The sequence below is a fragment of the Methylobacter sp. BlB1 genome, from assembly GCF_015476545.1.
GTDB lineage: Bacteria > Pseudomonadota > Gammaproteobacteria > Methylococcales > Methylomonadaceae > Methylobacter.
Genome location: NZ_JADMKV010000021.1, coordinates 25,602 through 47,098, shown reverse-complemented (window position 1 = coordinate 47,098; position 21,497 = coordinate 25,602). Strand labels below are relative to the sequence as shown.

Annotated in this window: 21 protein-coding genes; 16 read left to right on the top strand and 5 right to left on the bottom strand. The window is 48.8% G+C overall.

The window, feature by feature from the left end:
* Positions 1 to 23 precede the first annotated feature (23 nt).
* The gene (locus IT781_RS10205) at positions 24 to 1,418 is read right to left on the bottom strand and encodes a hypothetical protein (RefSeq protein ID WP_194970051.1); all 1,395 of its coding nucleotides are present in this window, start codon (positions 1,416 to 1,418) and stop codon (positions 24 to 26) included.
* A 188-nt stretch (positions 1,419 to 1,606) separates the two neighbouring features.
* On the opposite strand from IT781_RS10205, the gene IT781_RS10200 reads away from it, so the two are divergent.
* Positions 1,607 to 2,041 (top strand): hypothetical protein, encoded by a 435-nt coding sequence (locus tag IT781_RS10200; protein WP_228779056.1) that lies wholly within the window; start codon positions 1,607 to 1,609, stop codon positions 2,039 to 2,041.
* A 16-nt stretch (positions 2,042 to 2,057) separates the two neighbouring features.
* On the opposite strand, the gene nadB is transcribed toward IT781_RS10200, so the two are convergent.
* Complete coding sequence (gene nadB / locus IT781_RS10195; RefSeq protein WP_194970050.1) at positions 2,058 to 3,665, bottom strand: L-aspartate oxidase; 1,608 nt, start codon at positions 3,663 to 3,665, stop codon at positions 2,058 to 2,060.
* Positions 3,666 to 3,840: 175 nt separating this feature from the next.
* Here nadB and rpoE point away from each other — a divergent pair, with 175 nt between their 5' ends.
* The 12 genes from rpoE (at position 3,841) to IT781_RS10135 (ending at position 14,580) form a co-directional block, all read left to right on the top strand.
* Complete coding sequence (gene rpoE, locus IT781_RS10190; RefSeq protein ID WP_027159263.1) at positions 3,841 to 4,431, top strand: RNA polymerase sigma factor RpoE; 591 nt, start codon at positions 3,841 to 3,843, stop codon at positions 4,429 to 4,431.
* Between the two features lie 13 nt (positions 4,432 to 4,444).
* Positions 4,445 to 4,987, top strand: coding sequence for a sigma-E factor negative regulatory protein (locus IT781_RS10185; protein ID WP_194970049.1), 543 nt, complete (start codon positions 4,445 to 4,447; stop codon positions 4,985 to 4,987).
* 5 nt (positions 4,988 to 4,992) lie between these two features.
* Positions 4,993 to 5,940, top strand: coding sequence for a MucB/RseB C-terminal domain-containing protein (locus IT781_RS10180; protein WP_370526980.1), 948 nt, complete (start codon positions 4,993 to 4,995; stop codon positions 5,938 to 5,940).
* Between the two features lie 449 nt (positions 5,941 to 6,389).
* Entirely contained in the window at positions 6,390 to 7,790 is a 1,401-nt protein-coding gene (locus IT781_RS10175) for a DegQ family serine endoprotease (protein WP_194970048.1), read from the top strand.
* A 3-nt stretch (positions 7,791 to 7,793) separates the two neighbouring features.
* Positions 7,794 to 9,593, top strand: a complete 1,800-nt coding sequence (lepA, locus tag IT781_RS10170; RefSeq protein ID WP_194970047.1) for a translation elongation factor 4 — start codon at positions 7,794 to 7,796, stop codon at positions 9,591 to 9,593.
* Positions 9,594 to 9,626: 33 nt separating this feature from the next.
* Positions 9,627 to 10,403, top strand: a complete 777-nt coding sequence (lepB, locus tag IT781_RS10165; protein ID WP_194970046.1) for a signal peptidase I — start codon at positions 9,627 to 9,629, stop codon at positions 10,401 to 10,403.
* A 43-nt stretch (positions 10,404 to 10,446) separates the two neighbouring features.
* Positions 10,447 to 10,824, top strand: a complete 378-nt coding sequence (locus IT781_RS10160) for a DUF4845 domain-containing protein (protein ID WP_194970045.1) — start codon at positions 10,447 to 10,449, stop codon at positions 10,822 to 10,824.
* Positions 10,821 to 11,504 carry a ribonuclease III gene (rnc, locus tag IT781_RS10155; RefSeq protein ID WP_194970044.1) on the top strand — a complete coding sequence of 228 codons (684 nt, stop codon included), beginning with the start codon at positions 10,821 to 10,823 and terminating at the stop codon, positions 11,502 to 11,504. The genes IT781_RS10160 and rnc overlap by 4 nt, the downstream gene beginning before the upstream one ends.
* Complete coding sequence (gene era, locus IT781_RS10150; RefSeq protein WP_194970043.1) at positions 11,501 to 12,382, top strand: GTPase Era; 882 nt, start codon at positions 11,501 to 11,503, stop codon at positions 12,380 to 12,382. Before rnc ends, era begins: the two co-directional genes overlap by 4 nt.
* Positions 12,375 to 13,088, top strand: coding sequence for a DNA repair protein RecO (gene recO, locus IT781_RS10145; protein ID WP_194970042.1), 714 nt, complete (start codon positions 12,375 to 12,377; stop codon positions 13,086 to 13,088). The genes era and recO overlap by 8 nt, the downstream gene beginning before the upstream one ends.
* Positions 13,081 to 13,830 carry a pyridoxine 5'-phosphate synthase gene (pdxJ, locus tag IT781_RS10140; protein WP_194970041.1) on the top strand — a complete coding sequence of 250 codons (750 nt, stop codon included), beginning with the start codon at positions 13,081 to 13,083 and terminating at the stop codon, positions 13,828 to 13,830. The genes recO and pdxJ overlap by 8 nt, the downstream gene beginning before the upstream one ends.
* 9 nt (positions 13,831 to 13,839) lie before the next feature.
* Positions 13,840 to 14,580 carry a protein phosphatase 2C domain-containing protein gene (locus IT781_RS10135; RefSeq protein WP_194970040.1) on the top strand — a complete coding sequence of 247 codons (741 nt, stop codon included), beginning with the start codon at positions 13,840 to 13,842 and terminating at the stop codon, positions 14,578 to 14,580.
* A gap of 95 nt (positions 14,581 to 14,675) precedes the next feature.
* Here IT781_RS10135 and IT781_RS10130 read toward each other — a convergent pair whose 3' ends face one another.
* The 3 genes from IT781_RS10130 to pyrF all read right to left on the bottom strand — a co-directional run bounded on the left by IT781_RS10130 (position 14,676) and on the right by pyrF (position 17,292).
* Positions 14,676 to 15,632 (bottom strand): sigma-54-dependent Fis family transcriptional regulator, encoded by a 957-nt coding sequence (locus IT781_RS10130; RefSeq protein ID WP_194970039.1) that lies wholly within the window; start codon positions 15,630 to 15,632, stop codon positions 14,676 to 14,678.
* Between the two features lie 9 nt (positions 15,633 to 15,641).
* Entirely contained in the window at positions 15,642 to 16,370 is a 729-nt protein-coding gene (locus IT781_RS10125) for a sulfite exporter TauE/SafE family protein (RefSeq protein ID WP_194970038.1), read from the bottom strand.
* A gap of 190 nt (positions 16,371 to 16,560) precedes the next feature.
* A complete protein-coding gene (gene pyrF / locus IT781_RS10120; protein ID WP_194970037.1) occupies positions 16,561 to 17,292 on the bottom strand; it encodes an orotidine-5'-phosphate decarboxylase in 732 nt (243 codons plus the stop codon).
* A gap of 134 nt (positions 17,293 to 17,426) precedes the next feature.
* Between pyrF and IT781_RS10115 the strand changes: the two genes are divergently transcribed.
* The 3 genes from IT781_RS10115 to IT781_RS10105 are packed head-to-tail and all read left to right on the top strand — an operon-like array spanning position 17,427 to position 21,492.
* Positions 17,427 to 18,350 (top strand): AEC family transporter, encoded by a 924-nt coding sequence (locus IT781_RS10115; RefSeq protein WP_194970036.1) that lies wholly within the window; start codon positions 17,427 to 17,429, stop codon positions 18,348 to 18,350.
* A 9-nt stretch (positions 18,351 to 18,359) separates the two neighbouring features.
* Positions 18,360 to 19,586 (top strand): competence/damage-inducible protein A, encoded by a 1,227-nt coding sequence (locus IT781_RS10110; protein ID WP_194970035.1) that lies wholly within the window; start codon positions 18,360 to 18,362, stop codon positions 19,584 to 19,586.
* 1 nt (position 19,587) lies between these two features.
* Positions 19,588 to 21,492 (top strand): ATP-binding cassette domain-containing protein, encoded by a 1,905-nt coding sequence (locus IT781_RS10105; protein WP_194970034.1) that lies wholly within the window; start codon positions 19,588 to 19,590, stop codon positions 21,490 to 21,492.
* Positions 21,493 to 21,497: the final 5 nt, after the last annotated feature.

Below are 21,497 nucleotides of genomic sequence, written 5' to 3'. Positions count from 1 at the left end.
GCAGAGTTGACTTAACGGTTCGATTAATTTGCTGAATTTAGCGAGTCCAAATAATTGCTTGATGACCGGTCATTGTAAGTGCCAAAACTATCATTCAATAACTGAACCAGTTCCTTGGTTTTGTTTGATAATTGAGATAGACGGGCTTTGGTTTTTTTGTTCCAGCCGGCAGGCTCGGTAAACGGCATTAACATGCGTGAAAAAGTCAGATTTTTTTCAAAGAGTTTGGCCAGGTTTTCCATTAAGTGAAGTTCTTTCTGTCTGGCGGTTAACTGTTTAATGATTAATTTGGCTTGTAACTTGCTGATGAGTATATGCAGCGGAACGATTATGGCTAGCAGGACAATCAGGATAGCTGGGCCAATGATCGGGTCTATCAATAGATCCAGAATCCCCATCTGTATTTCGGCGAAGAGGGCAAACGTGATAATGAATCCCAAAATCAACAGCGTGGAAAAGTTGACGCGGTCTTTCCAGATCGCAATGCCTTTTGTGACTTCCGGGACCACGGTGTTATCAATTTCACGGATGCTTTTTTCCAGCGAGTGCAGAACACGGTATGACCGGTCGTAGCCCACATTGACCATGCGTTGATCTATCGCGGCAAAAGCGGCCTGGTTTTGAGGACTGATTGTATTTTCTACGGTAGATAGAACAATAAATTGTCCGGTATTCAGGCCCAATCCTGACAATTTTCTTTGCCAGGAAGAAATGATCTCATTGTTAAGAGCCGGATTTAGTGCCGCTGCTGGTTCATTGATGATATAAACAAATTTGTTGGAATCTTGATGGCGAATGATGGTTTCAATCAATTCATCAACCGGTGCGGCTGAATCAAAGGCGTCCGTAAAAATTAAAACCAGATCCGAACATTCAATTGTATGCCGCATTAATAGCGAGGCAACCGAGTTAGACGATACGGCGCTGATATTGGGTGCATCAATGAATAGTTTGCCTTTTAACCGATCGCTGCTGATGGTTTTCAATTCCAGATAAGAATTGATGCGGTCGCCTTCGCCCGGCTGTTGCTGTTCAATTTTGCGGCTGATCTGATAGAACGGGTACCGGTGATCAACATCCAGAGCGGTACCTGGCAAAATGGTAGGGGTGGTTTGACTGCTATGCAGCAGCACAGTAAATTTGTGGCTGGACGGCTGAAGCCCGGAGAGCATGTACTCTGAGCCTAAATAGCTGTTAATAAACCCGGATTTCGCGGTTGAGTTGCCGCCGATCAGGCTGATGATCGGCCACCAGGAATCCTTGCAAGCCGTCGTCTCATCATCGCCGAGCAGCCCTAGATCGAATTCAATTTGATCAAGCTCATGGAAGACTTTTGCCGCTCTCTGTAATACAGGATTGTCACTGGCAAAGTTCTTTTCAAGGTTGAGCAAATATTTGCTTACTGTTTTTTCAGCCATCAGATCGAAACCGTGTTTGTTAGAATTATAATTATATTAGAGCTGGGAAAAGTATACACTCAGATAAGCTGGATGATACAAAAACAGTAAAAATATTAAAAGAATTTTATTGTTTCCAAAGGTCCTATGTTTGACAGCTTTCTTTTCTGCTCGAGCGGGCTGGATTTATAGTATATTGAAAAGATTAAATGAACTCTTTAGGCGAAGTAAAAAATCAGATGGCAAAATGGAATAAGATCTCGGTTGATTTTCATGGCTGCATACTGATTTTTATGGTGATAATGTTATCCGGGTGTGCAACGCCTTTTGGCGTTGGGTATGGCGCAAACAGGCAGTCAAGGGAAGAGTTTGCGCGTTATGTAGAAGATGTTTTCCGTTTACAGAACAGCATGACGAGTGAGGTCATGATGTTGACGGAAAGTGAAGGGGATCCGGGGAGTCATGTGACTTTAATCAGAGCGGAGCAACATATGCACAAAATATGCGCTCCTCTTAATGAATATGCATCCCGCGACAGCGACGGGTTAAGTGTCGGGCTTCTGTTGAGTCGCGATGTGGAGAAGTCCGCCGTAGACTGCGAGCAGGCGGCGCGTCAAGTCCAGTCGCTGTTAAAGGAATTGTAACGCGCCTATAGGTTAGTTATGGCGACAGAATAGTGTTTTGGGCTGGCTTGCTGTTGTCTGTCTCCGGATAATCCAGCGTGTAATGCAGTCCCCGGCTTTCCTTCCGCTGTTGAGCGCAGCGAATTATCAGTTCTGCGACTATGACCAGATTGCGCAATTCCAGTAAATCGCTGGTAACACGGAAGTTGCCGTAATATTCAGCAATTTCTTTTTTAAGCAGTTCCACCCGGTTCATGGCTCTGTTCAGGCGTTTGTCGGTTCTTACGATGCCTACATAATCCCACATAAAATGACGCAATTCGTCCCAGTTATGGGATACCACTACTTCTTCATCTGAATCACTGACTTGCGATTCATCCCAGTCAGGAATATTGGGGACGGCCGGGATAGCGGGAAGCTTCCGCAAAATATCCTCGCTGGCGAGATCAGCAAAAACCAGGCATTCCAGTAATGAGTTGCTGGCCATGCGGTTGGCTCCGTGCAGACCTGTGCAGGCAACTTCCCCTATGGCGTAGAGATTGTCGATATCGGTACGCGCATGGCTGTCCGTTAGTACGCCGCCGCAGGTGTAATGCGCCGCGGGTACGACAGGAATAGGCTCTTTGGTGATATCGATACCGAATTCAAGACAGTGTTGGTAAATGGTAGGGAAATGCTCCCGTATAAACTGTTCCGATTTATGGCTGATGTCCAGGTAAACACAGTCAATGCCTCGCTTTTTTATCTCGTGGTCTATGGCTCGGGCAACGATATCGCGAGGCGCCAGTTCGCCTCTGGGATCGAAATTCTGCATAAAAGGCGAGCCATCCGGCAGAATCAGCTTGCCACCTTCGCCTCTGACGGCTTCACTGATCAGGAAAGAGCGGGCTTGAGGGTGGGGATGGTAAAGGCAGGTCGGATGAAACTGCATAAACTCCATGTTGCTGACGCGGCAGCCCGCCCGCCAGGCTAAGGCAATGCCGTCGCCGGTTGAGCTTTGCGGATTCGTGCTGTAAAGATATACCTTATTGGCCCCCCCTGTTGCCAGCACGACGACTCGCGCGGCAATGGTCTTGACTTGATGTGTCTGGGCATCCAGTACATAGGCGCCTATTACGCGCTTGGCAGAAGCGGCGGAGTTTGGTACCGTGATTAAATCGACGACATTATGATGCTCGAACAATTCGATATTAGCATGTTCTTTGGCGCGTTCAATGAGCGATAAAGACACTGCTTTACCTGTTGCATCATTGGTATGTACAATACGGCGATGGGAATGACCGCCTTCCCGGTTTAAATGCAGTTTTGTTTCGCCGGACTGCGTTTGTTCTTCAGTAAACAGCACGCCTTGTTGGCGTAACCAGTCTATAGAACTTTTTCCGTGCGTAACGGTAAGTCTTACAATTTCAGGATTGCAGAGTCCCGCACCTGCATCCAGCGTATCTTCAATATGGGATTCAATAGAATCCTCGGCATCAAAAACTGCGGAGATGCCTCCTTGGGCGTAATAGGTACTGCCGGACGTCAAGGCAAATTTTGAAAGAACAGCAATTCGCATGGGGTGCTCGGCCAATTTAAGCGCTAAACTCAGGCCCGCGCCGCCGCTACCGATAACAAGGACGTCATAATTTGTGGAATAAGGCATAAAAGAAGCTGTCATTGAATCAAAGAAAAATGTTTTACTGTGCTAATGTTACGTTAAATTAGCTCGCTGCTTGTTATTTATGGATAATAAAGCTTTTTAGAGTGATAGCAATTTTTTTGTATCAAAAGAACTTATGCGGTTTAATTCTGTCTACTTCAACAATTAAAGAGCTGTAGTGAATAATCAAACAAGGACAAGCGAACAACTAGATAAAGAGCTGGTGCTGCGTGTGCAACACGGCGATAAGTCAGCGTATGACCTTTTGGTGGTTAAATATCAGCATAAGATCATTCAGCTGGTGAATCGTTATGTCAAAGATCCAAGCGAAGCTCAAGATGTGGCTCAGGAAGCTTTTATAAAAGCCTACCGCGCATTAGGAAATTTCAGAGGCGATAGTGCTTTTTATACCTGGTTGTACCGCATCGCTATTAATACAGCAAAGAATTACTTGGTGTCCCGGTCAAGAAGAAGCTTTGATTATCAGGTGGATATTCAGGATGCGGAACAAATTGAAAATGTACCTCAATTACAAGGTATGGAAACGCCGGAAAGACTTTTATTGAATCAGGAAATAGTTGAGGTCATTAAAGCAGCAATTGATAAGTTGCCTGAGGAAATGCGCACAGCAATTATGTTGCGGGAGTTCGAGGGAATGAGTTATGAAGAAATTGCTGTGGCAATGGATTGTCCGGTTGGTACGGTGCGATCGCGTATTTTTAGAGCGCGTGAGGCAATCGATAATAAATTAAACCCCTTGCTCGATTAAATGGTGATTTTCGATGCATGAAGATTTGAATCAAAAAATCTCTCAATTCCTTGACAATGAGCTTAGTGCTGACGAATCTTTAAGTTTATTACAAAAAATACAACAGAACGCCGAGTTAAGAGACAAGATGAACCGCTATGCGGCGGTAAGTCATGCTCTGAAAACTGACACATTTCTGTCGTCAAGATCCGATTTCGTTGAACGGATCAGTCAGGAAATCCAACATGAACCTGTTTATATGTTACCTCAGCATAATAAATTTAAGCGGAGCCATAAAATCAGCGCCTTGGCGGCATCTATCGCTATTATTGCCGTGATAGCGAGCCAAAGCATGGATCATCAGACTGAACAATATCAACCTTCGCCGATTGAAGTGGCTCAGTCGCAATTGCCGGAACAGTCTTCCGACTCGATAGTCTATAGGGATCAAACTAGACAGTATCCGGTAAATACACGATTTAATGATTATCTTCAGGCACACAACAGTAGTGTTTATACCAATGGCGAGGTCAATTTTCAGTCCTTTGCCAGTGTTACTGTTTACAATCGGGAATAATTAAAGTGGTAAAACGTTTTTTTCTTGTGTTGCTTTTATCAACAAAAACGGTTTTTGCAGCAGATGTTGAATTAAATGCTCGGCAGGCATTAACAAAAATGACTGACGCCATGCGGGTCCTGAATTATCAAGGCACTGTTGCCTTTTTAAGAAACGGCAAGCTGGAGACCATGAAATATTTTCATGCAGCCGAAAAGGGTATTGAGCAAGAACGCCTGCTATCGCTAAATTCTCCGCTGCGCGAAATTATCAGGGATGCTGACAAAGTCAGTTGTTTATTCAAGTCCACCCAGCAGGCGGTGGTCGACCATCGACCCGTAGGGCACTCTTTTTTGGTCGATGTGCCTCAGAACTTGGATGAACTGAGTGCTGTCTATGATTTTAAGATGGCCGGCGAGGAAGATGTGGCCATGTTGCCGGCCTATGTTATTGCCATTCAGCCTAAAGATGATTTTAGGTATGTCAGAAAAATATGGATAGAAAAACAGCAATTTCTGCCGCTGAAAGTGGCCGTATATGATCTTTCAGGCACGGTTCTGGAGCAGGTTGTTTTTACGGATTTAGAGGTTAAAGAAGCGTTGCCTTTTGTCGAGGCCAAGTTCGGGGAAGCGGCTGAGAATGTTAAGCATATCCATCAATTACAGGCTCAGGCATCGGATCAGGCAACTTTTGTTGTAAATAATCTGCCGCCTGGTTTCGAGGAAATATTTTTTACCCGCCGGCCCATTCATAATTCTAATCAGCCGGTTGATCATCTGCTGTTAAGTGACGGTTTTGCCGCAGTTTCAGTTTATATGGAAAACAAAAATACAGCTATGCAGCAAGGACTGCAATCGGTAGGCGCGGTTAATTCTTTTAGCCGAACAATAGATGATTGGCAGCTTACGGTGATGGGCGAGGTGCCGGCAAAAACAGTCAAATTTATTGCTGAAGGCATTAAGCTTCGGCATTAGAAGGTTAATAAAATATGGTTGTATGACAACAATAAACAGCAACCATACTCTGAACATCACTGATATCCTCATGCCCTAGATAGAGCGTCATCATGCAGCGGTCTATAAGTCTGACACCCATTCAGTCGCTCCGGAACATACTTTAATCAACCGCATGGCACTCGTTCCCGATTCCACCGCTGAAACAGGAGGCGGGGAAGTGCACAAGAAAGGCGACGAGGTGTTCTGATTTAGAGCCTCAGTAAGTAATATCCTGACTTTACGTTTTTAATGTCCGGCCCGTTTTCTAAATCCGAATATAAGTGTGCACCATCAGCTTCTTCTTTTTTTCGGAGGCATGACTGATTTTTATAAGTACAAAGTCTTTGGCTTATGAAGTATTTTGTAACAAATTGCTAGTTCCTTAAATTATAAGTTATTCATTATTAATGATTAGAAATGGAGTTTTTATGCTCAATAAGCTTATCTGGTCTTTTTTTCTGGTTCTTTTATGCAACCAAAATGTTTTAGCACAATTACCCGATTTTACGGAAATGGTAAAGAAGGAGGGAGGGGCTGTGGTCAATATCAGTACCACGCAGAAAGCGCCCGTGGGAGCTGATGATCTGGCGCAAGAGCCGCAATTGCCCGAAGGTATTCCTCCTGAGATGGAAGAGTTGTTCAAGCATTTTTTCAATGGTCAGGGCGGTGGATATATACCGAGAGAGACTAAATCCTTGGGATCGGGCTTTATTATTTCCCAGGATGGTTATGTGTTGACTAATCATCATGTAGTAAAGGATGCCGATGAGATTGTGGTGAAGTTGTCTGACCGCCGTGAATTGCTGGCCAAGCTGATCGGTTCCGATGCGCGTACCGATGTGGCCGTATTAAAAGTTGATGCTAATGATTTGCCAGTGGTTGATATTGGTGATCCTAATAAGCTGCAGGTCGGCGAGTGGGTTTTAGCTATTGGTTCGCCTTTCGGATTTGAGCAGTCGGTAACGGCAGGTATAGTCAGTGCTAAAGGCCGCAGCTTGCCTGGCGGGAATTACGTGCCGTTTATACAAACGGATGTGGCAATCAATCCGGGTAACTCGGGCGGACCATTGTTCAATATGGACGGCAAAGTTGTTGGCATTAACTCCCAGATTTACAGCCGCACGGGCGGTTTTATGGGGCTTTCATTCGCCATCCCAATGGATATCGTCATGAACGTCGTCGACCAGATAAAAGCCAGCGGCAAGGTCGCTCGTGGCTGGCTAGGCGTGCAGATTCAGGATGTGACCCGTGAACTGGCTGAATCATTCGGTATGAAAAAGCCGCAGGGAGCGCTGGTGTCCAAGATAATTGCCGGCAGCCCTTCAGAGAAAGCCGGAATACAGATTGGCGATATTATTACCGAGTTTAATGATCAGCAGATCGAGACATCCGGTGAACTGCCGCCTTTGGTAGGGATGACGCCTATTGGTGATAAAGCAACGGTTAAAATCATCAGGCAAGGTGAGACTAAAACGCTGCCTGTGACCATTGGGCTCTTGCCGGAAGAAGAGGAAAAAGTAGCTGAAGCTAAAGTGGAAGCTAAACCTGATAATCGCTTGGGCGTCAGTGTTACTGATCTGACTAATGAACAAAGAGAACAGTTGCAGGTTATTCAAAACGGTGTTCTGGTGCAAAACGTTGTGAAAGGTCCTGGCAGAGAGGCAGGCATACAGCGTGGCGATGTGATTTTACGAATTCAGAATAATATCGTTCGCGATGTGGCTGATTTTGATAAAATAGTCAAAAATCTTCCGGTCGGTAAATCAATCGCTGTTCTGATTCAGCGTCAAGGCAGTCCGGTCTTTTTGGCACTTAAAATAGAAAAATAACACGTGGATTTAAAGCATATAAGAAACTTTTCCATTATTGCGCATATTGATCATGGTAAATCGACACTTGCGGACCGCTTCATTCAGATATGCGGCGGTCTTACCAACAGGGAAATGTCGGCGCAAGTGCTCGATTCAATGGATATCGAGAGAGAGCGAGGAATTACCATCAAAGCGCAGAGCGTCACGCTCGACTATAAAGCGAAGGATGGTGAAACGTATCAGCTTAATTTCATTGATACGCCAGGACACGTGGATTTTTCTTATGAGGTCTCCAGGTCGTTAGCCGCCTGCGAAGGGGCGCTGCTGGTTGTTGATGCGGCGCAGGGTGTTGAAGCGCAAAGCGTCGCCAACTGTTATACTGCAATAGAACAGGGACTGGAAGTGCTCCCTGTTCTGAACAAGATAGACTTGCCTTCCGCCGAGCCTGAGCGCGTCATTACGGAAATAGAAGATGTTATCGGCATTCCGGCCGACGATGCGCCGAAGATCAGCGCTAAAACAGGCTTGAATGTAGAGGAAGTGCTTGATCAGCTCGTCACTAAAATTCCTGCGCCTGAAGGTAATCCGGATGGCCCCCTGCAGGCCTTGATTATTGATTCCTGGTTTGACAGTTATCTGGGTGTGGTGTCTTTAGTCAGAATCGTTCATGGCAGTATCCGCAGAAAGCAGAAGATTACTATCATGTCGACCGGCAGATCTTTTCTCGTTGAAAAAGTCGGCGTGTTTACGCCCAAACGTCTCGAAAAAGAGATTTTAAATACCGGAGAGGTAGGTTTTGTCGTTGCCGGCATCAAGGATATTTTCGGAGCGCCGGTTGGCGATACAATCACCTGGACCGACAAGCCTGCAGGCGAACAATTGACTGGATTTCAACGTGTTCAGCCGCGAGTTTTTGCTGGTCTCTATCCGGTCAGTTCCGATCATTACGAGGATCTGCGTGAAGCGCTGACTAAATTGAATCTGAATGATGCGGCATTGCAGTTTGAGCCGGAAACATCGCAAGCGTTAGGTTTTGGTTTTCGTTGCGGATTTCTTGGCATGCTGCATATGGAGATTGTGCAGGAGCGCCTGGAAAGGGAATACGATGTCGATCTGATTACCACGGCGCCGACGGTGGTGTATGAGGTTGTTACTCATGGTGGGCAGGTTCTCATGGTCGACAATCCGGCCAAATTACCTGATATCGGCACCGTCAAGGAGATCAGGGAACCGATTATTAAGGCCAATATTCTGGTGCCGCAGGATTATCTCGGCGCCGTCATGATGTTATGTGTAGAAAAGCGCGGCGTACAGAAAGACATGCAGTTCGTTGGCCGGCAGGTGTCCATCCATTATGAGATGCCGCTGAGTGAAGTCGTGCTGGATTTCTTCGATCGCTTGAAATCAGTGAGCCGGGGATTTGCTTCGTTTGATTATGAATTTTTACGTTTTCAGGAAGCGCCGCTGGTTAAGCTGGATGTATTGATCAATGCGGATAAGGTCGATGCCTTATCAATCATCGTGCATCGGGATCAAAGCCAGAACCGCGGACGCGACCTGGTTGAAAAAATGAAAGACCTGATTCCGCGGCAGATGTATGAAGTTGCGATACAGGCAGCCATCGGTTCTAAAATTATCGCCAGATCGACCGTTAAAGCCATGAGAAAAAATGTGACGGCCAAATGCTACGGCGGCGATATTACCCGTAAGAGAAAACTGTTGGAAAAACAAAAAGCAGGTAAAAAACGGATGAAACAGGTGGGCAATATTGAGATTCCTCAAGAGGCATTCCTGGCTGTTTTGCAGCTCAATAAAGAATAACTCAATTTTTTCACCTTTATCACACAACATATTATGGATTTTGATTTTTCCTTTTTTCTTTTGATCGCCACTGTCATTACCGGTGTCATCTGGGGCGGTTACTTGCTGATGCGCAGACCTGATGCAGATATTTTCGTCGATAAAAAAGAGCCTTTAATTGTAGAGTATGCGCGTTCTTTTTTTCCTATCGTCTTGATCGTTTTATTGTTGCGCTCATTTCTGGCCGAGCCTTTCCGCATTCCTTCAGGCTCCATGATGCCGACATTGCTGATCGGCGATTTTATCCTGGTCAATAAGTTTACTTACGGTATACGCCTGCCGGTTATAAATAAAAAAGTTATTGAACTGAATGAGCCGCAGCGGGGCGATATAGTCGTGTTCCGTTATCCTAAAGATCCTTCTGTCGATTATATAAAACGCGTAATAGGCTTGCCGGGCGACAAAATCGCTTACTACAATAAAAAATTGTATATCAACGACGTGCCTGTCAGTCAGGTCACATTAGGGGCTTATCAGGGCATCGGGCAAGGCGAGGAAATGACAGGAGCCGAACACCGGTTGGAAAATTTGTCCGGCATCGAACACAGCATTCTGATCAGGAACGGATCGCCTACGGTTGAAGGCGCTTTTATCGTGCCGGAAGGAAGTTATTTTGTGATGGGCGACAATAGGGACAACAGTAATGACAGTCGCTATTGGGGTGTCGTTCCTGAAGAGAATCTGGTGGGCAAGGCATTTTTTATCTGGATGAGCTGGGATTGGCAGCATAAAGGCGTAGGTCTTGATCGTATTGGCACCGTGCTGAAATAAACTACACTTATATGGGTAATTTATTTAATTGTTCGGAGGAAATATGAATTTTTCGCCTAAACGCCAGCAAGGGCTCACTTTGATCTCTATAGCCTTTATTCTGGGTCTGATCGCTTTCTTTGTGTTATTGATTTTAAAAATTGCGCCGATCTATATCGACCACAGCAAAGTTGTCAATGCGCTGGCCGCCCTTGAAAAAACGACGGACATTCAAACCAAAAGCGAACAAGAAGCCAGAACTATCCTCGATAAACGATTCACTATGAATTATGTCTATGATGTTACCCAGGATGATATAAAAGTCACCAAGCGTGGCAATTATCTGAAAGTGGAAATCGAATACGAGACTGTCGTGAAAATTTTCGGTAATCTCAGTGTGTTAGCCGAATTCTATGACTTTATTGAGGTTGGTCAGGAGTGATAAGAAAGCCTGCCGTATTATGTAAAAAACTCGGACTGGCATTTGATAATCCGCAGCTTTTTGCCAGGGCTTTAACCCATCGAAGTGCCGGAGCTCATAACAATGAGCGTTTGGAATTTCTAGGCGATTCGATATTGGGCTTTGTCATTGCCCAGAAGCTGTATGAATTATTTCCTGATGCCAGCGAAGGCGTGTTGAGCCGGTTAAGAGCCAGCCTGGTCAATCAGAGCTCATTGGCGGATCTGGCCAGGAAGCATCAAGTCGGCGACTATTTGCTGCTGGGTTCAGGGGAATTGAAGAGCGGTGGTTTTCGGCGAGATTCCATTTTATCTGATGCTCTGGAAGCCATTATGGGCGCATTATTCATAGATCAGGGCATAGAAACCTGTCAGCGCTGGATACTGGAATTATTTGCGGAGAAATTGGCAAATTTATCGCTGATTAACTGGCAGAAAGATCCTAAAACCCAGTTGCAGGAGTTGATGCAGTCAAAGAAAATGGAATTGCCCGAATATGTTTTAATGACTACATCCGGACTCGCACATGAACAAACGTTTAAAGTTAAATGCACAATCCCTTTAATAGCCGAAGCTTGTATCGGCACAGGGATTTCCCGAAAAAGAGCAGAACAGGCGGCAGCTGAAAAAATGCTCGAATTACTGAGTAAAGACACTAAATGAATTGCGGTTACGTAGCGCTGATCGGGCGCCCAAATGTCGGCAAGTCCACATTGATGAACCACTTGCTGAAACAAAAAATCAGCATTACATCCCGTAAGCCGCAAACCACTCGGCATCGGATTCTCGGCATCAATACGACAGAAGCCGGCCAAGCTATCTATATGGATACGCCGGGCATGCACGACAGTGAAAAAAGGGCGCTGAACCGGTACTTGAACAGGACGGCCGATACGACTCTTCTGGGGGTCGATGTGGTCGTCTGGCTGATCGACGGTTTATCCTGGCATGAGTATGACGAAGTCATCTTCAAAAAACTGGAGCAGGCCGGCTTGCCGGTCATTCTAGCTGTCAATAAAGTTGACAAGGTCAAGGACAAGGACGCGATTTTGGCCTTCTTTGCCGAGGCGCAGCACCGTTTTCCATTCGAGCATTTGATTCCTATCTCTGCACTGAAAGGCACAAACCTTGATCAGCTTGAAAAAGCGGTTATGGAGTTGCTGCCCGAAGGGGAGTTGATCTACCCTGAAGACCAGATTACAGACCGCCCCGAGCGTTTTTTGTGCGCTGAAATCGTCAGGGAAAAACTGACTCGAAGATTGGGCGATGAGTTGCCTTATGCGTTAACGGTCGAGATTGAACGCTATGAAGAAAAGCCTGGGATCGCCAAGATCTATGCCATCATTTGGGTGGAGCGGTCGACCCAGAAAAATATCGTCATTGGCAAAGAGGGCGAGATGTTGAAGAAAATCGGTACGGACGCCCGGCATGACATCGAAAAACTGATCGGCCAGAAAGTTTATTTACAGCTTTGGGTTAAAATCAAAAAAGGCTGGTCGGATAATGAGCGCGCGCTGCAGAATTTAGGGTTTAATGACTGAACCAGCAGTTTATCTACAGCCTGCATTTATTTTACAGCACCGCAAGTACCGGGAGACCAGCCTGATCATCGATGTGCTGACCAGAGATTTCGGCAGGCTTTCTCTGGTGGCGAAAGGTGTAAAAAAATCAAAGTCTAAAACAGCCGGGACGCTGCAACCCTTTATTCCGTTGCTCATTTCCTATGTCGGAAAGGCAGAGCTAAAAACACTGACGGATGTTGAAATTGCTCTGCCATTCGTGCAACTGGGAGGGCTTGCCTTCTATTGCGGCTTCTATGTTAATGAGCTGATCAGTCGCTTTTTGCATAAATACGATCCGCATCCTGAAGTATTCAACGATTATGCAAGCTGTTTATCACGCCTGGCGGATGGCGATAACATAGAAGCAACCTTGCGGTCGTTTGAATTAAAGCTGATGGATCATGTCGGTTATGGACTGCAGTTGGAACACGATGTCAATGGCGCCTTAGTGAGCCCGTTAAAGCATTATGCCTTTGATGCGCAGCAAGGAGCGGTTGAAGCGGCGGATGGGCGTTTTTCCGGAAAGACTCTGCTAGCGATAAAGTCCAAAGAATTCGATGATCCTCACGTCCTGAGCGAAGCGAAAATACTGATGAGAGCAGTCATCGATTCTCATCTGCAGGGTAAGCCGCTTAAAAGCCGGACGGTTATCAATAAAATATCAGGCATATTAAAGAATGAATAAGAACTTAATTTTATTAGGCGTCAATATCGACCATGTCGCTACCTTAAGGCAAGCGCGAGGCACAATGTATCCGGAACCGGTGCAGGCTGCATTGATAGCGGAGCAGGCCGGCGCCGACGGGATTACGGCGCATTTGCGCGAGGATCGCCGCCATATTCAGGATAGGGATATTTTCCTGCTGAAAGACATGATTCATACCCGACTCAATATGGAAATGGCAGTGACTGATGAGATGATCGGCATTGCAAGGCAAGTCAAGCCTTATGCCTGCTGTCTCGTGCCTGAAAAGCGTGAAGAACTGACTACCGAAGGCGGCCTGGATGTGGCCGGTAATCTGCCGCGCATGCAATGGGCCTGTGAGCAATTGGCGACGGCTGGCGTTGAAGTATCGCTTTTTATTGATCCTGACAAAGCCCAGATTGATGCCGCCGTTAAAGCCGGGGCGCCGGTTGTGGAGCTGCATACCGGCCGCTATGCCGATGCCGGGGATTCAAGGCTGCAAAGCGAAGAGCTGGAACGCATCAGGCAGGCCGCACGCTATGCCCATAGTGCGGGTTTGCAGGTCAATGCCGGCCATGGTCTGCATTTTTATAATGTTGAAGCGATCTGCGCGATCCCTGAGTTGGTCGAGCTGAATATCGGGCACTCGATTATCGCTCAGGCAGTATTCTCGGGTTTAGCTCAAACGGTTAGGGATTTAAAGCGTGTCATGAGAAATGCAAGGCTGATGGATTCTGATTAGGAAAAATAAGTGGATCTGGACGTCCATCAATTAACTTTAGTGGGTGATCGAGAAGTCAATCAGGACTTTATGGCGTATATCGTCGATGATGCTTATGCGCTGTTTGTAATGGCCGATGGTTTGGGAGGTCACCTTGCAGGCAATAAGGCTTCCCGTTTTTTCTGTGAAGGCATGTTGCGATTTGCTAAGGCTTACAGCGGGTTACTCGCGCGCAATCCAAATCCTTCCACAATGATTTCGCTCTGGATAACTGATGCTGTTAATGAAATGAAACAGTTATTTGGTCAAGACAGCGATGCCGAACAAGCATGCACAACTTGCGCCATTCTTTATATAGATAAGTGGTTTGTGCTAACGGCTCATTGCGGCGATACGCGCATCTATAGAATGAATCCGCAACAGATTTTGTGGCGTACTCAGGATCATTCAGTGGTACAGGAATTAATAGATCAAGGCGAGATTGCCGAGCAGGAAATGGCGCAGCATCCCTATCAGAATCAATTGACGCGCTGTATCAATGCGCTGAGAGCGCATGAGGCGGAGATCCGCTTATATCCGGCCATGGAAAAAGGAGAAACGTTTGTTCTGTGCAGTGATGGTTTTTGGGGAAAAGTAAAACAACACGAGCTATTGCAATTGGCTCAATTGGACAGCGGCGAAGCAGAGCTGAGCAAGCTGGCGCAGTTGGCGATGCTGCGCGGGAATGGCAAAAGCGACAATGTTACTGCGCAGTGGATAAGGTGCCTTTGACAGCGTTCAGATTGATACCGTGGGATATCAAGCGGAGCCGGCATATTCGCCTGAGACGATTCGCCGGCTCCTCGAATTAATGATTCAGGCTTGCCTTAGTGTGAGGCATACCCATGCTTTTGCATGCGGTAGAGCAGTGTATCTCTGGAAATGCCCAGCAATTTAGCCGATTTGCTGCGGTTGCCTTGGGTTCGGCTTAGTGCCTGATGGATCAGGTCGGCTTCTAAGGCATCCAGTTGCAGACCGACTTCAGGCAGTGTGAACGGTGTGGCTTTGGGATTGCGGCTGTAGGCGCTGAATTCATGCGGCAGGTTTTCCGGTTCAATGGTCTTGCCGGCCAATAAAATGCTGAGCCTTTCGCACAAGTTGCGCAATTCACGGATATTGCCGGGCCATTGGTAGCCTTTCAGGATTTTTAGGGCCTGTTTGCTGAATTTAGGCGCTGTGATTGAGTGCATGTCGGCAAAAAAAGTCAGGAAATGCTTGATGAGGTGCTCAATGTCCTCGGTGCGTTGTGACAGCGGCGGCAATTCCAGAGGCACGACATTCAAACGGAAGTACAAATCCTGTCTGAATTCGCCGGCTTCGATTTGCTTGCTCAGGTCGGCGTTGGTCGCCGCAATAACGCGGACATCAACCTTATAAGATTTAACATCACCTACGGCCAGACATTCTCCGGATTCCAGGAAACGCAACAGTTTAGCCTGGATGGAGACGGGCAATGAGTTGATTTCATCAAGAAACAAGGTGCCGCCATTAGCGGCTTGAAACAGACCTTGCTTGTTGGCGGTGGCGCCTGTAAACGAGCCTTTTTTATGGCCGAACAGTTCGGATTCAATCAGGCTCTCTGGCAATGCAGCGCAATTCAGCGTGATAAAAGCCTTGTTGGCTCGAGGACTGGATTTTTGGATCGCGGTGGCCAGCACTTCCTTGCCCGTGCCGGTTTCGCCTTTAATTAGTACCGTTACATCAGTGGCCGCAACCATTTTGGCGCTGCGGATTAAAGAATCTAATGCAGGGGATTGCCCAATGATCGAATTAAAATGACCCATACTTGCCTCTTAGTGATTTCTTAGATGTATTGTTAGTGCATAGGGGTTAAGCCATGGCATCGCAGCAATTAGCGCCAGCGCAATCATCAGCAGCCCGACAATCTGCTTGAAATATTGCATTCTGGATAACCTTGCTAATATTCCGGTCATTATACCCACTCCCATTACGGCAGGTAAAGTGCCCAATCCGAAACACAGCATTGTCAGGGAACTTTTAGCAATATCGCCGGTCGTCGCTGCCAGCGCCAGTCCGGAATAGACCAGTCCGCAGGGCAGCCAGCCCCAGACCATGCCGAAAAAAAAGGCTTGAGTGCGGTTCTTTACCGGGATGAGCCTGCGGCCAAACGGTTCTATTTTTTTCCAGAGATAGGTTCCGGCTTTTTCGATATAAGCGAAACGGGGAAACCAGCCGGCAATATAAAGCCCCGCGCCGGTCATGACGGCCGCAGACAGCAATTGCAGCACTCTGTGCCCCTGTCCATGACTAAGCGGCATGGTGAGTATCATCTCTACAATCCCGGCTAGTGCCCCGGCTATTGCGTAACTGAGGATGCGCCCGAGGTTGTAATTAAATACAAACGGAAAAAGGCGCGTCTTTTTGTTGCGGATTTCAGGGCTGAGGCTTAGCGTCAGCGTGCCGATAATTGAGCCGCACATGCCTATGCAGTGCATGCTGCTGAACAGGCCCATCGTAAAAGCGACTAAATAAGAAGCATTAAAAGCAAGATCAAATTCCATAACTGATCAACAATACCACAGAGATGGATATACACAAATAGTCAGCATTCAAAAAATTGTTCTTTATAAATCGGTTAATTCAAAGGTGATACAGCGGATCGATTGGAATCGGGCCCGGACTGGCGTGCGTGCGGCTTTGCCGTTTCTTTTATGTGCCTTATTGAATTGAAATGCATCGTTGGCGCGAAGGCTATTCGGGTTGCTGGAACTGGGCAAGGATTTGGTCCTGAATCTTCTCGGCCATGGCTTTGCGATTCTCGGCGTCGCGTATGGGCCGGCCAACGACGATATAATCGGCTCCGTTCTGGAACGCATCTTCCACGCTCACCACGCGCTTCTGGTCGTCTTCAACCCGGTTGTCGACCGGCCGGATGCCCGGCGTAATGATCAGCAGGCGATGGTCCAGCTCTGTTCTGAGCATGGGCGCTTCCAGCCCTGATGAAACAATGCCGTCACAGCCGATCTGCAAAGCCCGTTTGGCGCGCGACAATACCAGATCTCTGACGTCGCATTTAAAGCCCAGATCATCCAGATCGCCTCTATCCAGGCTGGTTAGGGCCGTGACGGCCAACACCTTGAGATCGCCTTTTTCCTTGGCGGCCGCTTCCATGATGGCATCGTTGCCGTGAATGGTCGCCAGATCCACGCCTTTGCTGCTCAGCGCTCTGATAGCGCGGCCGACCGTGGCCGGCACATCGAAGAACTTCAGGTCAACGAACACTTTCTTATTGCGTTGCTTCAGCCACTCGATAAAACCAAAATAATCGCCGGACATGAACAGTTCCATGCCGACCTTGTAGAAAATCACCGAATCGCCAAGTTCTTCCACGATAGCTTGCGCTTCGGGTATGCTGGGTACGTCCAGCGCCATAATCAGGCGTTCGCGGACAGGGATAGGTTTGGTTGAAAGGAATGTGGTCATAGGTTCAGGGCTCGCAAAAGGCGCAAGATAGTGTAAAGGGCGACTGATTGGCCGGCCGGTTAGTCGGACTATATTACCGGAACTTGTTTTGGCGGGGAATGCTAAAATTGGCAAAACACAATAATTCGCGGACTATGAATTCGACATTGATACAAATGACCTTGCTGATCGCCTGCGGTGCCGGGTGGCGCATCATAAAGCCTGCCGGGATGCTGGCAGAGCAGATCAGGCCGGCATTGACCATGGTTGTTTATTATTTATTGCTGCCGGCCATGGTTCTGGACGTGTTGTGGTCGGCTGATATCGGCGTGCATTCGCTGCAATATACGCTGCTCGGAACCAGCAGCATTGTTTTTGCCATGGTCAGTATCTGGCTTATCGGGCGCGTGTTTAAATTCGAGGACAAGCGCTTGGGCGCAATGATACTGGCGGCAGCCTTTCCGAATGTGACTTATCTGGGCCTGCCGGTGCTGGAGCAGACATTCGGCAGTTGGGCGCGATCGGTCGCTATACAGGTTGATTTGTTCGCAACGGCGCCGATGCTGTTTACTATAGGGATCATGATCGTGCGTCATTATGGAGAAGATGATGCCGAAGGTCAGAAATCGATGTTGTCCTTTCTGAACGCGCCGCCATTCTGGGCCGCCGCTGTCGCCGTCGGGTTGAATCTTAACGGCGTGATCGCGCCGGCTTGGCTGACCGGCGCGCTGCAGAAACTGTCCGCTGCGGTCGTGCCATTGATGCTGTTTTCGCTGGGCTTGGCGTTAAGTTGGAGAGCCGTAACCGTGCGTAATATTCCTTATGTGACGCCAGTAATCCTGATAAAAATGATATTAATGCCATTGTTTGCGGTCGCTCTGATCAACCACTTGAATATGGCAGAGAGCTACCGAGCGCCTGCCGTTCTGGAAATGGCCATGCCGAGCATGGTGTTGGGTATCGTATTCTGTGACCGTTATCGTCTGGACAGTTCATTGTACGCAATGGTCGTCACCGTGACGACGGCCTTAAGCCTGTTGTCATTGCCTTTCTGGCACAGTCGGCTGATGGCCGGTTGAGGTAAGGGCATGAATCCAATACTGGAAATCTTCTCGCAAGGCGAAGAAATCGTGACCGGTCAGACGGTCGATACGAATGCGGCCTGGCTGTCCCAGCAGGCCGTACAGATGGGTTTTGCCGTAACGCGGCATACGGCCGTAGGCGATAATCTCAATGAGCTGATCGTGCTGCTGCGCGAAATCGCCCGGCGAGCGGATTGCTGTATCTGTACCGGAGGGCTCGGGCCCACCAGTGATGATTTGACCGCCGAAGCGGTAGCCAAAGCGTTTGGCCTGGAGTTGGAATTCGACGAGATTGCCTTTGCGCAAATCAAACGGTTTTTTGACAACAGAAAACGGCCGATGCCCGAAACAAACCGGAAACAGGCCATGCTGCCGGCAGGGGCTGCACGCATCGATAACGAGTGGGGCACGGCGCCGGGCTTCTCTCTACTCTATGGGCGTTGCTGGTTTGCGTTCTTGCCGGGTGTGCCGTTTGAAATGCGCCATTTGTTCCTGGAAAAAGTCAGGCCGGCGCTGGCAGACCGGTTTGCCCTGCAGCCCGGTCGGCTTGTTACGATAAGAACAATAGGCATCGGTGAATCGGACATTCAGCAGCGTATAGCCGCGATCATTATCCCTGATCAGGTTCAATTAGGCTTTCGTGCCGGCATCGACGACGTCCAGACCAAATTATTGTTTCCTTATGGTTACCCGGAAACCGAAATGGCCTCGTTAGTGTCCAATATCGTTGAACAATTAGGCAATGCGGTTTTCGGAATTGACGGCCTGGCCGAAGCCTCAGGCGATCTGGTGACTGTCATAGATCGGCTGATGCAGGCCGGCGAGGGCACATTGACTGCGATAGAAACCGCCAGCCAGGGCTTGCTGGCGGCCAAATGCATCGGCATGCCCTGGCTGCTGGGCACGCTTTTCGATCGCTCGCTGGACAGCCTGGGACAACGGTTCGCCGTGCCCGTCGATCGAGACGACCTGATGGCGACGGCAAAGAAAATCGCCGTCGCCGCGCAAAAGTCCGCCGGCGCGGATTTTGCGCTGGTCCAGCTTTATGCCGGCGATGACGACCTATTTCACGATAAAGATCAGCCCATTGTTTTATATAATGTACTGCTGACCGCAGACGGATTTCATCAATCGACACAGACAGTGGCCGGGCCCATCCGGCGCAAGCAAAACCAGGCCGCGCTGCTGGCACTGGATTTATTACGACGCAATTTACAACATCAAGAAATTTAACATGCCTTTACTACGATTAACCAATATCTCCATCGCCTACGGCACCCATGCACTGTTAGAAAATGCCGACTTCCAGCTGGATGCCGGAGAAAGAGTGGGTCTGTTAGGTCGCAATGGGGAAGGCAAATCCACATTGATGAAAATCATCGCCGGCTCCGTCCATGCAGATCATGGCGAGATCTGGCGGCAGCCTGAACTGAAACTGGCCTGGCTGGAGCAAGCGCCCGAACTGCCCGACGAGGCGACGATCTATGATGCCGTGGCCGGCGGCCTGGGCGAACTGGGGCAATGGATTACGCGTTACCATACGCTGTCGTTAGCGATGGCTCATGACGACGGCAAAGCGCTGCAGGAACTGGGGGATCTCCAGCACAAACTGGAAGCGCATAACGGCTGGCATTTCCAGCAGCGCGTCGAAACCACTTTGAGCAGGCTCGGCTTGCCCGGCGAACTGAAAATCAGCGGTTTGTCCGGCGGCTGGAAGCGGCGCGTCGCACTGGCCAGAGCCTTGGTCATCGACCCGGAAGTCTTGTTGCTGGATGAGCCGACCAATCATCTGGACTTCGAAAGCATCCTATGGTTGGAAGAGCAGATCCTGAATTTTCAGGGCGCCGTGCTCTTCGTTACGCACGACCGCTCGTTCCTGCAGAAACTGGCGACCCGCATCATCGATCTGGACCGCGGCAAGCTGGTTTCCTGGCAGGGCAACTATGACGATTACCTGCGCCGCAAGGCGGCCGCTCTGGAAGATGAAGCCAACCAGAATGCCGAGTTCGATAAAAAGCTGGCCGAGGAAGAAGCCTGGATTAGGCAGGGCATCAAGGCCCGGCGCACCCGCAATGAAGGCCGGGTCAGGGCGCTGGAGCGCTTGCGCAACGAGCGCGCCCAGCGCCGTAATGCGCAGGGCACCAGCAAACTGGCGCTGGAGCGTGGCGATGCGTCCGGCAAGAAAGTCATCGAAGTCAACGACATCAGCTTTGCTTACCAGGACAGACACGTCATCGCGCATTTTTCCACGCTGATTCAGCGCGGCGACAAGATCGGCCTGATCGGTCCCAACGGCGCCGGCAAATCCACACTGCTGAAATTATTATTGAAACAACTGGAGCCCGACAGCGGCACTGTCGAGCAGGGTACCCGTCTCGAAATCGCCTACTTCGATCAGCTGCGCGATCAGCTCGATCCCGAGATGACCGTTGCCGATACGGTCGCCGACGGCAACGACTTCGTCGAGATTGCCGGCAGCAAACGGCATGTCATGTCATACTTGGCCGATTTCCTGTTTGCACCGGCGCGGGCCCGCTCGCCGGTCAAGAGCCTGTCGGGCGGCGAAAAAAATCGCCTGTTGCTGGCTCGCCTGTTCACGAAACCTGCCAACCTGATTGTCATGGACGAGCCGACCAACGACCTGGATCTGGAAACGCTGGAATTACTGGAGGAAAAGCTGGTCAACTATGACGGCACCTTGCTGCTGGTCAGCCATGACCGGGCGTTTCTGGACAACGTCGTGACCAGCGTGTTTGTGCTCGACGGCACCGGCCGCGTCGACGAATTCGTCGGCGGCTATACCGACTGGATGAATCACTGCCAACAGACAAAACAGGCCGAAGCAGCCAAAAAGGCGACGGCCGGCAAGCAGGAAAAGCCGGCCGCGAATACTGCCGAGCGTACCGCGGCGAAGAAAAAGCTCAGCTACAAGGAGCAGCAGGAACTGGACAGATTGCCGGACCTGATTGATGAGCTGGAAGCAAGGCAGGCGGAACTGAATGAACAAATCAACGGCGCCGATTTTTATAAAAACGACAAGGAAACCATTGCCAAGGCGCTGTCTGAACTGGAAAAAACAACGGCGCAGCTGGAGCAGGTTTACCAAAGATGGGACGAACTGGAAGCACTGGCCGGATAAAAAGT